A 13,061-nucleotide genomic window follows, 5' to 3' on the forward strand; every position below is an offset into this window, starting at 1 on the left:
GCGCGGCGCCTCAGAAGCGGGACGAGCTGCCAGCGCCGCTGAAGCTACCTCCGCTGCTGTATCCCGACGTGGACCCGTTCGACGACCTCGACTGCTGGACCTGCGACGTGCCGGACGAGTAGCCGTTGTTGAACGAGCTGATGGTGATCCAGGTCCACGTGTGGTCGGAGGCGCTGAGGATCGTGGGCTCGGAGCTGACCCGCCCGTCGCGCATCGCCTCCTTCATCGTCCTCTGTTCGGACTCCTCCTCGCTGTAGGCCCGTGCCACCGATCCCGCCAGCGTGTCCAGGTGTCCGCTCAGCCCGTCCCGCAGGTTGCGCAGCGCGTCGAGCGCGTCGTCAGGCGTGATCGCCCTGGCCTCAAGATCACCGTGCAGCTGGTCGAGCTCGGCCAGTGACTGGGAGGCGAACTCGCGCAGGGGCTGGGCCTCGTCCAAGCCGCGCACCTCCTCATCGAGCGTCGTGGACAGCATCGGGTCCACACCCTCGAGGTCCTCGCGCAGCGAGGCGAGCTGACGCTCCCAGGACTGCGGCCAGGCCCGGTCGAGGTTGAGCAGTGCGGCTGTGTCGGCGATGACGTCGTCCAGGTTGTCCAGGCCTTCGGCGGTCTCCTGATAGCTGGTCAGCGTCGAGAGAGTCTGGGTGGTGTCATAGCTGCTCTCCGGGATGGCCCGTGCCTGGTTGCCCAGCTCGGTCAGCTCGCGGAAGGTCTGCGTGTAGTCCTCATAACGACGGAGCATCGCGCCGCCATAGCGGGACGTCTCGGGGATCAGGTTGGCGTGCACCTGGGTCACGTCATAGTCGCGGACCACGTTGGCCATCGCCCTGTCGCCGGCGGCACGGGCTGTCCTGCTCCTGCTGCGTCGCCTGGTCCCCACCAGCAGGTAGGTGCCCGACCCTGCCAGGGTGGCCAGCGAGATCCCGGCGCCCACGGCGATGCCCCCGCCCGAGCGCGCGAAAGGTTGGTTCATCTGCCCGGCAGCGGCCTCGATGCCGGCGATCGAGCCCTCGGTCCACTGGCCCCTGCGGAAGTCGTCCTTGGTGGCCTCCTGGATGTCGGCCTGGGCGTCCTGCGAGACCTTGCGGTTCTCCCCAAAATAGGTGCCGACCAGCCGCCCCTCAGGGTCCACGCCCAGGATGAACAGGTCGTCGGCCCACTTCTGCTCGTTGTCGCTGAGCCAGTCGGGCCTGGTGGTCTGGGCATACTCCAGGGTCGCGTCGTTCAGGGCGTGGTCGTTCATGAGCGCCTCGGACCCGCCCCGGTGAGTGAAGACCGCCACGGTCGTCGGCTCATAGAAGCTGATCTCCTCGACGGCAGCCTCCAGGTCCGGGGCATAGAGGATGCCGGCGGTGTCCTCGATCTGGAGCTCGGTGCCGCCGTGTTCGGGAACCTGACTGAGGAAGCCCCACACGGCGGTGCCCACGACGCCAAGACTGGCGACACCCCCGACCAGCGCGCGCTGACGGATCGACATGACAAGCTCTCCTCCCTCGCCGGCCCCCTGTGGACGACGACTTCCCGGCGACCACCAACCTAACGCTCGCCTGGACAGAGCATCCTGCGGGTCGGGTCAGAAACCGATCGCAGCGATCGGTTCGATGTCGCCACGCATCGCGCGGGAGAGCTCGGCCACGGCGCCGGGTCTGCGTTCGGTCACCGTGCCGGCAGCGGCCTGGGCGGCGAGGGGTCGTGAGCCGAGGTATGCCGCGCCCAGGGCTGCGACGGGCAGGTGCACGTCGGCGTCGGCATCGGTGGGCAGGCAGGCGCCCACACCGTCCTCACCAGCGGTGAGGCGCCAGCGCCGTTCGTTCCACGGGCACACCGGGTCGACCACGTCCAGGACCACGTCCACGGCACCGGCATAGCCGCGTGCGGTCAGCGCCTTGTCGACGTCCACCAGTCGCAGCCACAGCGAGTCCCCGGCCCGCAGGCCGGCGGAACGTGGCCCACCTGCCCACCACAGCAGCGGGTCGTCCATGCTGCGCCCGTCCACCGTGACCGACGAGGTCAGGTCGAAGTCGACGAGCCGTCGTCCCAGGGCCAGGAGCGAGGCGGGATCGGAGGCGGCCAGTTCGCGCACCTGCACCTCACCAGCGGGCACGCCGTGCTCCCACTTCGGGGTCCGCCGGAACAGCGCATAGCCGCTGAGCTCACGGTCCCGGGTGGCAAACATCGCCTGCAGAGGTTCGCGGCCGCCGCGGGCCACCGGGTGGTCCCGGAACCAGGTGGCGGCCATCGCGTCGGTCCTGGTGACCGCGCCGAGGGTGCTCTCAGCGGCACCCAGGTGGGCGCGCTGGATGACCTCCATCGCCTCCGGTGTGCCGGCAGGGACGATGTGCGTGCCGACCTCGCCCGCAGCCTGGTCCAGGTCTGCGCCAGCATCCAGCTGGGTGCCCCTGCCGAGGGTGAGGGTGACGTCGAGCGAGGCCGCGCCATACCCAAAACGTCCATAGATGCCGGGTTCGGCGGCCTGGAGTCCGGCGATCGCCTCGCCGTCGTCGTGGGCGGAGTGCAGGTGCTCGACCATCATCTGGCGCAGGATGCCGCGCCGTCGCAGGTCGGGGTGGACTCCCACCCAGGTGAGTCCGTTCATCGGCAGGCGGACCAGCCCGCCGTCGGCGCCGGGGGCGGTCACCGCCATGGCCCACGAGGCATACATGCCGGCCAGCGGTGGCCCAGCCTGGGGCCTGACGCCGAGTCGTGGTGTGGGAGAAGCCAGCTCGGCTCCTCGCGTGCGACTGAAGTCCAGCTCGGCCAGGCTGTCCTGGGCGCTGACCCCCGGCGCGATCTCGAACCAGACCAGGTGCTCCAGCGCCATGATGCGCTCGGCATCGGCGAGGGACAGGTCGACCAGGGTCGTGACGGGGGCGGGAGGGTGGTCAACGTCGGGTGTGGTCGTCTCGGGACTCTCGTGGTTCACTCAGCCAGTCTCCCGCCCGACTGCCGTGCGGGGCCACCGGTTTCTTGGAGGGTCGGTGCATCGAGGACGAGACCGGTTGCTTTGCCGGGCACCAAGGGCCAGAGGAACACGGTGATGCACCGCGCCGTCGAGCCTGCCTGATCTCAAGCTATAGAAGAAGTGCCTCTCTTCCTGCTCAGTCTGGTCGGCGGGGACGCGCATTCTGCCACTCGACTGTCGTCTCGATGGCTTCGCCGCCGTGGTGGGTGGCCATCAGGTAGGAGCCGCGGTTGGTCGCGTCGGTTTCGGCCGTGATGTGGGCGACGCCCCTGGCGTGCAACGTCGTGGCGACCTCCTGGACGAGGGCAAGGGCCAGCCGGGTGCGGCGCCACGGACGAGTGACCCCGAGGCACCCCAGCCTCGGCTCGGGGGAGCGGTTCCAGACGCGGATGAGTCCGTCGAGACTTCTCCTCGTCGAGTGCTGAGCCACCAGGTAGAGGGCTGGATCGAACTGCGGGTCGTCCAGCGACGCGGTGAGCTGCTCACCAGTGCCCACCCATCCACGTGTTCCGGGAATGTCGCGCCGGATGCTGTTGTCCAACTCCGCGACTGCGTCGGCACCCCACGAGGTCACGGAGACGATTCGGTGCACCGTGCGCACGGACGGCCGTGCGAGGAGTCCCGCCACCGGCAGCCTCCACACCGTCTCCGACCTCACGGGCGAAAATCCGGCCCGGCGCAACTCCGAGCTGACCTCAACGCAGTCTTCGCTCGACCGGGACACCAGCATCGCACCGCTGATGTCCGACCTCGCCATGGAGAGCAGAGCCGCCCACGCCGCGACATTGTCGTCAGGCAACCGGATCGACCAGGCCCCGTCAGGCCGCTGCAGGGCTCTCATGGCCGCTCCGTCTTCCGTGGACCAGCTCCTCTCCCCGTCGACGTCGTTCATGCCAGCATCCTTGTGGACTTGCCCTCGGCACACCACGGCTTTTCGGGGGACCGGCACAGCCGCCCTGCAACGCGCGTTCCGCACCGTCCTGGATGCTGCGGATACTCGGTAGCGTCGGTCAATGCGCCTGGCTACGCTCCGGACATGCCCGGTCCCGTCGGTTTCGGCTTCGTCGTGCGAGGTGAGCAGGTGGTGATCTCTCACCACGGTCGCACCGCCACCACGCTGCGCGGGCGGCGCGCCCAGGAGTTCCTCGAAGACGTCGAGTCCCACGACCCCCAAGAGCTGATGGCCAGGCTGACCGGCAACTACCGGCGAGGAAACGAGCGCAACGCCCGGCTTCACCCACGCAACCGGCAGCGCTGAGGCGACCCACCTCGCTCGTGCTGTGTCGGCGGCGCGTGAAAATTGAGCAGGTTCGACCGGGCTCTGTCTCAGGGCTGGTGCCCGGGACCTTCAGGCCAGGTCGATCCAGTAGCGACGGGTGAGCCTGCCGTCCTCGCGCCTGCGCCTGTCCTCCAGCTGCCCGCCGCAGCGCTCGATGGTGGCGATCGAGCCGGGGTTGTCGTCATCGCAGGTGACCAGCGCCCGCGCGATGCCCAGGTGCTGCGCGACAACCAGTCCCTGACGCAGCATCTGCGTTGCATAGCCGCGACGACGGAAGCCAGGACGGACGCCATAGCCGATGTGCCCACCCTCCTCGAGCAGGGCGGCGGTGAGCTCGTGGCGCAGGTGGACCCGTCCCACGACGTCGTCGCCGACCAGGGCCAGCAGCATCGTCGCGGGCACCCGCCCCGGGGCCAGGTCGATGCCGGACCGATCACGGGCGACCTTGTCGAGGAACTGCTCCCACACCTGGTCCCGGTACCCCGGGTCCTGGTGCCTCGGGTCCTCGTGCCCCGGCCCGAAGTCGAACAGCGCGAAGTTGAAGTCGTCGGCGGCGAGCTCGGCCTGGGCGGCGAGCACCTGCGCCCGATCCGTCGGGAGCGGGTCACGCAGCACGACGTGACTGCGGGGTGAGGGCATGCTTACGACCCCAGGCCGAGGGCGTGCCGCATCGCTGCGAGCTTCACCTCGGTCTCTGCGAGCTCGGACTCCGGGTCGGACGCAGCGACGATGCCACCGCCGGCGAACAGCCGCATCGACCGCGCGTCGGCGGACAGCTGCCCGCAGCGCAGCGCGATGCCCCAGTCCCCGTCACCGGAGGCGTCCAGCCACCCGACGGGACCGGCATAACGACCCCGGTCCATGCCCTCGAGCTCGGCGATCACCCGGGCGGCAGCCTCTGAGGGCGTGCCACAGACCGCGGCGGAGGGGTGGAGGGCGGCGGCCAGGTCGAGGGAGGTCGCGTCGTCGGAGGCCTCGCCGCTGATGTCTGTGGCCAGGTGGTAGACGTCGGGCAGCTCCAGCACGAACGGCTCCTCGGGCACCTCCAGGGCTGCGCAGTGCGGCGCGAGAGCCTCGGCCACCGACCGCACCGCGAACTGGTGCTCCTCCAGCTCCTTGGCGTCGGAGACGAAGCGCAGCCGGGGGTCGGGGGTGTGTGCGTCCTCCAGCTCCGGGTGCGCCTCGGTCACCGAGGGCGCCGGGGTGCGGTCGCGCCGCACCGTGCCGGCCAGGACCCGTGAGCGGACCCGCCCATGCTGCAGCCGCACCAGCATCTCCGGGGTTGCGCCGACCAGACCGTCGACGGCAAAGGTCCAGGTCGCGCCGTAGCGGTCCGCCAACCGGCGCAGCACGTCCACGGTCTCGATCGGCGCGTCGGCGGCAGCCACGACGTCGCGGGCCAGCACGACCTTGTCGACCTCGCCGGCCGCGATCCGTGCGATCCCGGCCCGGATCACCCGTGGCCAGTCCGGCGGCGCCACCGCACCAGGAAGCAGTCGTATGCCGCGAGCTGGCTCACTCTGAGCTTCGCCGGGGGCGGGGAGAAGGTCTGGTGCGGCAGGGGCGCCCTCGGCCGGGTCGGTCGGGGCGGGGTCGCTGACCCCGGGCTCGGTGTCCGCAGCCGTGGAGAGATCGAGATCCTCGATGCTGGTGACCCACGCCTTGCCGTCGTGCTGCCCGGCGATGACGCGCGGGACGACGAGTCCGCCACCGTCGGGGGAGCCGGGGGCAAAGGCAAAGGAGCCGAAGGCGACCAGCCCCGTCCCCGGCAGGTCGACCTCGTCGACGACCTCCGCCCCCGCCACGACATCACGCCACCACTGGGCGGCGGTGGCAAAACGGTCCGGGCCGCCTCGTCCACCGTCGGCTGTCCTGCTGCTGGCAGCCCGTCCCCATCCGATCAACCCGCTTCCCTCGCGCACCCAGCTGACCACCGAGGCGGCGTCCACATCGGGAGGCAGCAGGTCAAACAGGTCGGGAACGGGCGGGGCCGCAAGGGTGCGGACCCGCAGACGGGGCAGGACGGGGACGGTCACGGCAGGTCAGCCTATGCCGTGCCGGGATGGGAAGATGACCCGCATGAGTCGTGCGAGCCTGGACAAGGCGCCCCAAGAGGTGGCCGAGATGTTTGACGAGGTGGCTGGTCGCTATGACCTGACCAACGATGTGCTGTCCCTGGGGCAGGACCGTCTGTGGCGCCGTGCCGTGGTCCGGGCGATCGACGCACGACCGGGTGAGCGCGTCCTCGACATCGCCGCCGGGACCGGCACGAGCAGCGAGCCCTTCGCCGATGCCGACATCGACGTCGTGCCGGCCGACTTCTCCCTGGGGATGCTCCGGCAGGGCAACCGTCGTCGTCCCGACCTGGCGTTCACCGCCGCTGACGCGCTCGCCCTGCCGTTTGCCGACAACTCCTTCGACGTGGTGACCATGTCCTTCGGGTTGCGCAACGTCAGTGACACCGGCCGGGCCCTCGAGGAGTTCCACCGGGTCACCAAGCCGGGCGGGCGACTGTTGATCTGTGAGTTCAGCACCCCGACGTTCGCACCGTTCCGGACGGTCTATCAGGAATACCTCATGCGGGCGCTGCCGGCCGTCGCCCGCCGCGTGAGCAGCAACCCGGACTCCTACGTCTATCTCGCCGAGTCGATCCAGGTGTGGCCGGACCAGGAGGGGCTGGCGCGGCTGGTCCGCGCCGCCGGGTGGAGCGGCGTGCGCTGGCGCAACCTGTCCAGCGGCATCGTCGCGCTGCACCACGCGGTGCGCTGACGGGTCGGACGCGGCATGGACGCTCAGGTCACCGAGGTCGCTGACTTCCTGGCTGCCCATGCGCCGTTCCGTGAGCTGCCGCGTCCCCTGCTCTCGGCGCTGGTCTCGTCGGCGTCCATCCGTTATGCCCGCCGTGGCACGAGGATCCTGTCCGTCGGTGAGTCGAGCCGGGTGATGTTCGTGCTGCGCTCGGGCGCCGTCGACATCACCGACAGTGAGGGTGTTTTGGTGGAGCGGAGTGACGTGGGGACCTCGTTCGGGATGTCCACCCTGGTGGAGCGGGCACCGTCGCGCTACGACTTCACCGCCATCGAGGACAGCCTGCTGCTCGTCGTCCCGGAGCCCTCCTTCCGGGACCTGTGCCAGAGCGACCCCGGCTTCGAGTCGTTCTACACCTCCGCCCACGCCGCCCGGCTGCGGCGCGCGGTCGGGCAGCTGCACCTGGCCGACCGCGGTGGGGCCGTCTTGCGCACCACCCTCGGCGACCTCCTGAGGCGGCCACCCGTCGGGGCCGCCCCGACCACCTCGATCCGCGAGGCGGCTCAGGTGATGGCCCGCGAGCACGTCTCGGCGATCCTGGTCCTCGAGGACGGGCACCTGGTCGGCGTCGTGACCGACCGGGACCTGCGCAGCAGGGTGCTGGCGGCCGGGCGGGACCCGGCTGAGCCGCTGGCGACCGTGATGACGCCCGACCCGGAGACCGCCCGCAGCGACGCGCTGGCCTTCGAGGCGTTGATGGCGATGGTCGACCGCAACATCCACCACCTGCCGGTCCTGGACGTCGCGGGCCAGGTGCTGGGCCTGGTGAGCAGCACCGACCTGATGCGCCTGGAGCACAACAACCCGGTCTATCTCGTCGCGGACATCGCCGGCGCCCAGGACGTGGGCGTGCTCGTCGAGCTCGCCAGCCGGATCCCGGTCATCGTCGAGCAGCTCGTGGCCGAGGATGCCAGTGCCCGCGACATCGGCCGGGTGGTCACCTCGCTGGGCGACGCGATCGAACGTCGTCTCCTCACCCTGGCCGAGACCGAGCTCGGTCCGCCGCCGGTGGCCTACTGCTGGGTGGTGCTGGGGTCGCAGGCCCGTCACGAGCAGGGCCTGGCCAGCGACCAGGACAACGCGCTGGTGCTCTCCGACGAGGTGACCTCGGAGCAGGACCACTACTTCGCCCAGCTCGCGGAGCGCGTGTCGTCCGGGCTCGAGGCGTGCGGCTACCCGCGCTGCCCCGGCGAGGTCATGGCGACCAACCCACGCTGGCGGGTGAGCGTGTCGACCTGGCGCAGCCACTTCGCGCACTGGCTCGAGACGCCCGAGCCGGAGGCGGTGCTGAACGGCTCGATCTTCTTTGACATGCGCCCGCTGCGCGGCGACCACCGACTCGTCGAGGAGCTGCGCGCCCCGGTGCTCGCGGCGACCGGGCAGGCCGACCTGTTCCTGGCCTACCTGGCCCGGCACGCCGTCTCTCGCCGCCCTCCGCTCGGGTTCTTCCGGGGGCTGGTGCTGGAGAAGGAGGGGGAGCACCGGGACAGCCTGGACCTGAAGTCCGGCGGCGTCGCGGCCATCGTCGAGCTGGCCCGGGTGCACGCGCTGCTGCACGGCCTGCCCGAGGTCGGCTCCCAGGCGCGCATCGCGGCGGCCACCCACGCCGGCTCCCTGTCACCAGGGTTGGGCGCCGAGCTCGCGGACGCCCTCGAGTTCGTGTCCTATCTGCGGCTGCGCCACCAGGGCCGCCAGGTCAGGATGGGTCAGGAGCCGGACAACTTCGTCGACCCGGGGCAGCTGACTGACTTTGAGCGCCGCCACCTGCGCGACGCCTTCCGGATCGTGCGCAGCGCGCAGCAGGCGCTGGGGCAGCGGCTGCCGCTGGACACGCTGTCATGAGGTGGCGACGGGGCAGCGCCGACAGAGACCGGCCCGTCACCGAGCTGGACCTGCTGGCGGTCGACCTCGAGACGACCGGCCTCGACCCATCCAGGCACGAGGTTCTCAGCGTGGGGATGGTCCCTGTCCACGGGCTCAGCATTGCGCTCGGCGGGGCACGGGGGTATGCCGTGCGTCCGGCGGGTCCTGGCGGCGTGGGGGAGAGCGCAGCCGTCCACGGCATCACCGACGACACGGCCGCGGGTGCCAGGTCTCTGAGCGAGGTGCTCCCTGTGGTGCTGGCGGCGCTGGAGGGTCGGGTGCTCCTGGCCCACCACGCCCGCATCGAGACCGGCTTCCTTGACGCGGCCTGCAGGGGGCACGGCGTCGCGCTGCCCGACCTGGTGGTCGTCGACACGGTCCGACTGCAGCGCCGGGTGCTGCGCCGCGGCCGGTCGCACGCCCAGGTCGCGGACCAGGAGCTGGGGCTGGCTGCGGCACGGCGCCACCTGGGTCTGCCGCGCTATCGCTCACACGACGCCCTCACTGATGCGCTCGCCTGCGCCGAGCTCTATCTGGCGCAGGTCGCCGCGCTCGCCGGTGACGGCACGATGACCCTGCGGCAGCTGCAGTGAGGCAGGCCTAAGTTCGGGCGCCGTCAGCGGAGACCTAGACTGACGCCCGAAGTTCGTGAATCCCTTCACAAGCGAGGCGGCAAAGGTGTCCCAGGACTCCGAGTGGTTGGCCCGCCGCGGCGGACGACCGGTGAACCAGTATGGTCTGCGGCGCAAGACAGTGATGAAGTCCCTGCCAAGGACGGCCAATCCGGAAGTGGCCAACAGTGGCTGGGTCAACGATCGACCGATCGCCGCGCTCGCCAGAGTGGCACCTGCGGCATGATGGCCACTGTGACCCCTAGGATTGGGCTGCCGACCAGCCAGCGCCGAAAGGAGCGTGGGTGATGGACTACCACCCGTACCTACCGCTGTTGTTCTTCTTTGCACTCGGCCTGCTGTTCGCCGGGGGCTCGATGGGCGCGGGGGCGGTCATCGGCCAGAAGAGCTACAACCGGGCCAAGTCGGAGGCCTATGAGTGCGGGATCCAGCCGACGCCGCAGGCCGCCGAGGGCGGGCGCATCCCCATCAAGTTCTATCTGACGGCCATGCTCTTCATCATCTTTGACGTCGAGGTGCTCTTCCTCTATCCGTTCGCGGTCGCGTTCGACCAGGTGGGGCTCTTCTCGCTGCTGGCGATGCTGCTGTTCCTGTTTGTGGTCTCCGTCCCCTTCGTCTATGAGTGGAGCCGGGGTGGGCTTGAGTGGGACTGACCTGCTGCTGGACCGCGTCGCGTCACGCGGCGTGCGGGACCGAGAAGTGTTGGACGCGTAGGACTTTGTGGAGGACGGTGTGAGACATGGGACTTGAGGACAAGCTGCCTTCAGGCATCCTGCTGACCTCGGTCGAGGGTCTGGTCGGCCAGATGCAGGCACGATCGGTGTGGCCCGCGACCTTCGGTCTGGCCTGTTGTGCCATCGAGATGATGGCCGTCGGCACCCCGGACTACGACATCGCGCGGTTCGGCATGGAGCGGTTCGCGGCCACGCCGCGGCAGGCTGACCTGATGATCGTCGCCGGTCGGGTGAGCCAGAAGATGGCGCCCGTCGTCCGCCAGATCTATGACCAGATGCCCAACCCGAAGTGGGTCCTGGCGATGGGTGTGTGCGCCAGCTCGGGCGGGATGTTCAACAACTACGCGATCGTGCAGGGTGTGGACCACATCGTGCCGGTCGACATCTATCTGCCCGGCTGCCCGCCGCGGCCCCAGATGCTGCTCAACGCCCTGCTCTCGCTGCACGACACGATCCGCGAGACGAAGTTCGGCGTCGACCGTGTCGAGGCGGCCCGCAAGGCCGAGGCCGCTGCTCTTGCGGCAACGCCCACGCACGAGATGAAGGGGTTGTTGGCGTGATGACAGCGACGCGAGGACACGAACGCAGTGAGGCCCGGAGCGAGCGCGGAGTCACGGCGGAGGTAGTGGCGTGAGCGACAAGAACGACAACCCCACCGAGGACCTGCCGGTCGAGCAGACCGACGACGTGGCCCGGGCCGCTGGTGAGCCCGTGGTAGCTGCCCGCCGCACGGGCATGTTCGGCGCCAGCGCCGGCGGTGACACCTCCGGTTATGGCGGTCTGCAGCGCGACATCCTCTTCCCGGGTGAGGCTGCCCGTCCCTATGGCGGCTACTTCGACGAGGTGGCCGATGCCCTCGAGGCGGCGACCGGCCCGATCTATGCCGAGGCCGTCGAGGTCGTCATCGACCGCGGTGAGATGACTCTCCACGTCGCTCGCGAGCACCTCCTGACGATCGTCAACGCGCTGCGGGACGACCCCGCCCTGCGCTTTGAGCTGTGCCTGGGCTCCACGGGCGTGCACTACCCCCAGATGACCGGTGCCGAGCTGCACTCGGTCAGCAACTTCATGTCCATCACCCACGGCGGGCGCCGCGTCCGGGTCGAGGTGTCCGCTCCGGAGGAGGACCCGCACGTCCCATCGATCGTCGGGACCTATCCGGCCAACGACTGGCACGAGCGCGAGACGTGGGACATGTTCGGCATCATCTTTGACGGACACCCCGCGCTCACGCGGATCCTGATGCCAGACGACTGGCCGGGCCACCCGCAGCGCAAGGACTATCCACTGGGTGGCATCCCGGTGGAATACAAGGGCGCCACGATCCCGGCACCAGACACGCGCAGGAGCTACAGCTGATGTCCACGCAGACCCACGAAGACCTCTACGCCGACGGCGAGGACCTCGGCGCTCCCGTGTTCACGGCGACCGGCGGTGACTGGGAGCAGATCGCTCACGATGCGGCCACGCTCGGCGAGGAACGCATCGTGGTCAACATGGGGCCGCAGCACCCCTCGACCCACGGCGTGCTCCGTCTCGTGCTGGAGCTTGATGGTGAGACGGTGCGCGAGTGCCGGGCTGGCATCGGCTACCTCCACACCGGCATCGAGAAGAACATGGAGTTCCGCACCTGGACCATGGGCACCACGTTCTGCACGCGCATGGACTATCTGACGCCGATCTTCAACGAGGCTGCCTACTGCCTCGCGATCGAGAAGCTGCTCGGCATCACCGACCGGATCCCGCAGCGCGCCAACGACATCCGTATCCTGATGATGGAGCTGAACCGGATCGGTTCGCACCTGATCTGTCTGGGCACCGGTGGCATGGAGTTGGGCGCGACGACCGTGATGACGATCGGCTTCCGGGAGCGCGAGCGGATCCTGCGCTTCTTCGAGGCCGTCACCGGGCTGCGCATGAACCACGCCTACGTCCGCCCCGGCGGCGTCATCCAGGACGTGCCGGGCGAGGCGCTGGACGCCCTTGAGGCCGAGCTGCCCGACCTGCGTCTCGGCATCCGCGACCTGGAGAACCTCCTGCTCGAGAACCCGATCTACAAGGGCCGCACGGTCGACGTCGGTCACCTGGATCTCACCGGGTGCATGGCGCTGGGTGTCACCGGGCCGATCCTGCGCTCCGCCGGACTGCCGCTGGACCTGCGCAAGCTGAGCCCCTACTGCGGCTACGAGACCTACGACTTCGAGGTCATCACCCGCGACGGTGCCGATGCCTATGACCGCACCTGCATCCGCATCGACGAGATGTGGCAGTCGTTGAAGATCGCTGAGCAGGCCATCGAGCGGCTGCGGGCGAGCGAGGGTGAGCCGGTCATGATCGCGGACAAGAAGATCGCCTGGCCGGCGCAGCTCTCGGTCGGCTCTGACGGGCAGGGCAACTCCCTGGACCACATCCGCAACATCATGGGTGAGTCGATGGAGTCACTCATCCACCACTTCAAGCTGGTCACCGAGGGCTTCCGGGTGCCGCCCGGTCAGGCCTACGTCGGCATCGAGTCGCCCAAGGGTGAGCTCGGCGTCCACCTGGTCTCCGACGGCGGGACCCGCCCCTACCGGGCGCACTTCCGTGATCCGTCGTTCCACAACCTGCAGGCGGCGTCCGTGCTGGCGGAGGGTGGCCTCGTCGCCGACGTCATCGTCGCGGTTGCCTCGATCGACCCCGTGATGGGAGGCGTGGACCGATGACCGAAAGGATCCGCGAGGACACGAGCTTGCGAGGCCCGGAGCGGTCCGCGGAGTTCGTCGAGGAGGCACGATGAGCACCGAGAC

At 69.7% G+C, this 13,061-nt stretch carries 13 protein-coding genes; 8 read left to right on the top strand and 5 right to left on the bottom strand.

Going from position 1 to position 13,061, the window contains the following annotated elements; translation table 11 throughout:
- Window positions 1-10: 10 nt before the first annotated feature.
- The 3 genes from NF557_RS03100 to NF557_RS03110 form a co-directional block, all read right to left on the bottom strand.
- Window positions 11-1,474 (bottom strand): DUF5129 domain-containing protein, encoded by a 1,464-nt coding sequence (locus NF557_RS03100; protein ID WP_252621632.1) that lies wholly within the window; start codon window positions 1,472-1,474, stop codon window positions 11-13.
- 96 nt (window positions 1,475-1,570) lie between these two features.
- Window positions 1,571-2,920 (bottom strand): GNAT family N-acetyltransferase, encoded by a 1,350-nt coding sequence (locus tag NF557_RS03105; protein ID WP_252621633.1) that lies wholly within the window; start codon window positions 2,918-2,920, stop codon window positions 1,571-1,573.
- A gap of 175 nt (window positions 2,921-3,095) precedes the next feature.
- On the bottom strand, window positions 3,096-3,851 hold the full coding sequence (locus NF557_RS03110; RefSeq protein WP_252621634.1) for an N-acetyltransferase: 756 nt from the start codon (window positions 3,849-3,851) through the stop codon (window positions 3,096-3,098).
- A 144-nt stretch (window positions 3,852-3,995) separates the two neighbouring features.
- On the opposite strand from NF557_RS03110, the gene NF557_RS03115 reads away from it, so the two are divergent.
- Complete coding sequence (locus NF557_RS03115) at window positions 3,996-4,217, top strand: hypothetical protein (RefSeq protein ID WP_252621635.1); 222 nt, start codon at window positions 3,996-3,998, stop codon at window positions 4,215-4,217.
- A 90-nt stretch (window positions 4,218-4,307) separates the two neighbouring features.
- Here NF557_RS03115 and NF557_RS03120 read toward each other — a convergent pair whose 3' ends face one another.
- Both NF557_RS03120 and NF557_RS03125 read right to left on the bottom strand, forming a co-directional pair.
- On the bottom strand, window positions 4,308-4,877 hold the full coding sequence (locus tag NF557_RS03120; protein WP_252621636.1) for a GNAT family N-acetyltransferase: 570 nt from the start codon (window positions 4,875-4,877) through the stop codon (window positions 4,308-4,310).
- A gap of 2 nt (window positions 4,878-4,879) precedes the next feature.
- Entirely contained in the window at window positions 4,880-6,274 is a 1,395-nt protein-coding gene (locus tag NF557_RS03125) for an isochorismate synthase (RefSeq protein ID WP_252621637.1), read from the bottom strand.
- A 43-nt stretch (window positions 6,275-6,317) separates the two neighbouring features.
- Here NF557_RS03125 and NF557_RS03130 point away from each other — a divergent pair, with 43 nt between their 5' ends.
- The 7 genes from NF557_RS03130 (at window position 6,318) to NF557_RS03160 (ending at window position 12,977) form a co-directional block, all read left to right on the top strand.
- Window positions 6,318-7,007 (top strand): demethylmenaquinone methyltransferase, encoded by a 690-nt coding sequence (locus tag NF557_RS03130; protein WP_252623876.1) that lies wholly within the window; start codon window positions 6,318-6,320, stop codon window positions 7,005-7,007.
- Between the two features lie 15 nt (window positions 7,008-7,022).
- Window positions 7,023-8,888, top strand: coding sequence for a DUF294 nucleotidyltransferase-like domain-containing protein (locus NF557_RS03135; protein WP_252621638.1), 1,866 nt, complete (start codon window positions 7,023-7,025; stop codon window positions 8,886-8,888).
- Window positions 8,885-9,502, top strand: coding sequence for an exonuclease domain-containing protein (locus NF557_RS03140; protein ID WP_252621639.1), 618 nt, complete (start codon window positions 8,885-8,887; stop codon window positions 9,500-9,502). The genes NF557_RS03135 and NF557_RS03140 overlap by 4 nt, the downstream gene beginning before the upstream one ends.
- 326 nt (window positions 9,503-9,828) lie before the next feature.
- Window positions 9,829-10,194: an NADH-quinone oxidoreductase subunit A gene (locus NF557_RS03145; protein WP_252621640.1), complete on the top strand. Its 366-nt coding sequence runs from the start codon at window positions 9,829-9,831 to the stop codon at window positions 10,192-10,194.
- Window positions 10,195-10,280: 86 nt separating this feature from the next.
- Complete coding sequence (locus NF557_RS03150; RefSeq protein WP_252621641.1) at window positions 10,281-10,835, top strand: NuoB/complex I 20 kDa subunit family protein; 555 nt, start codon at window positions 10,281-10,283, stop codon at window positions 10,833-10,835.
- A 70-nt stretch (window positions 10,836-10,905) separates the two neighbouring features.
- Window positions 10,906-11,634, top strand: a complete 729-nt coding sequence (locus NF557_RS03155) for an NADH-quinone oxidoreductase subunit C (RefSeq protein ID WP_370584118.1) — start codon at window positions 10,906-10,908, stop codon at window positions 11,632-11,634.
- Window positions 11,634-12,977 (top strand): NADH-quinone oxidoreductase subunit D, encoded by a 1,344-nt coding sequence (locus tag NF557_RS03160; RefSeq protein WP_252621642.1) that lies wholly within the window; start codon window positions 11,634-11,636, stop codon window positions 12,975-12,977. The genes NF557_RS03155 and NF557_RS03160 overlap by 1 nt, the downstream gene beginning before the upstream one ends.
- Window positions 12,978-13,061 lie beyond the last annotated feature (84 nt).

Origin of the sequence: Ornithinimicrobium cryptoxanthini (assembly GCF_023923205.1) — a bacterium.
GTDB lineage: Bacteria > Actinomycetota > Actinomycetes > Actinomycetales > Dermatophilaceae > Ornithinicoccus > Ornithinicoccus cryptoxanthini.

Bases quoted from the DNA above. Each gene is read 5' to 3' on its own strand.
- NF557_RS03110 (WP_252621634.1), bottom strand. From the start codon at position 3,851: ATGAACGACGTCGACGGGGAGAGGAGCTGGTCCACGGAAGACGGAGCG.
- NF557_RS03135 (WP_252621638.1), top strand. From the start codon at position 7,023: ATGGACGCTCAGGTCACCGAGGTCGCTGACTTCCTGGCTGCCCATGCG.
- NF557_RS03150 (WP_252621641.1), top strand. From the start codon at position 10,281: ATGGGACTTGAGGACAAGCTGCCTTCAGGCATCCTGCTGACCTCGGTC.
- NF557_RS03100 (WP_252621632.1), bottom strand. From the start codon at position 1,474: ATGTCGATCCGTCAGCGCGCGCTGGTCGGGGGTGTCGCCAGTCTTGGC.
- NF557_RS03160 (WP_252621642.1), top strand. From the start codon at position 11,634: ATGTCCACGCAGACCCACGAAGACCTCTACGCCGACGGCGAGGACCTC.
- NF557_RS03115 (WP_252621635.1), top strand. From the start codon at position 3,996: ATGCCCGGTCCCGTCGGTTTCGGCTTCGTCGTGCGAGGTGAGCAGGTG.
- NF557_RS03140 (WP_252621639.1), top strand. From the start codon at position 8,885: ATGAGGTGGCGACGGGGCAGCGCCGACAGAGACCGGCCCGTCACCGAG.
- NF557_RS03120 (WP_252621636.1), bottom strand. From the start codon at position 4,877: ATGCCCTCACCCCGCAGTCACGTCGTGCTGCGTGACCCGCTCCCGACG.
- NF557_RS03145 (WP_252621640.1), top strand. From the start codon at position 9,829: ATGGACTACCACCCGTACCTACCGCTGTTGTTCTTCTTTGCACTCGGC.
- NF557_RS03130 (WP_252623876.1), top strand. From the start codon at position 6,318: ATGAGTCGTGCGAGCCTGGACAAGGCGCCCCAAGAGGTGGCCGAGATG.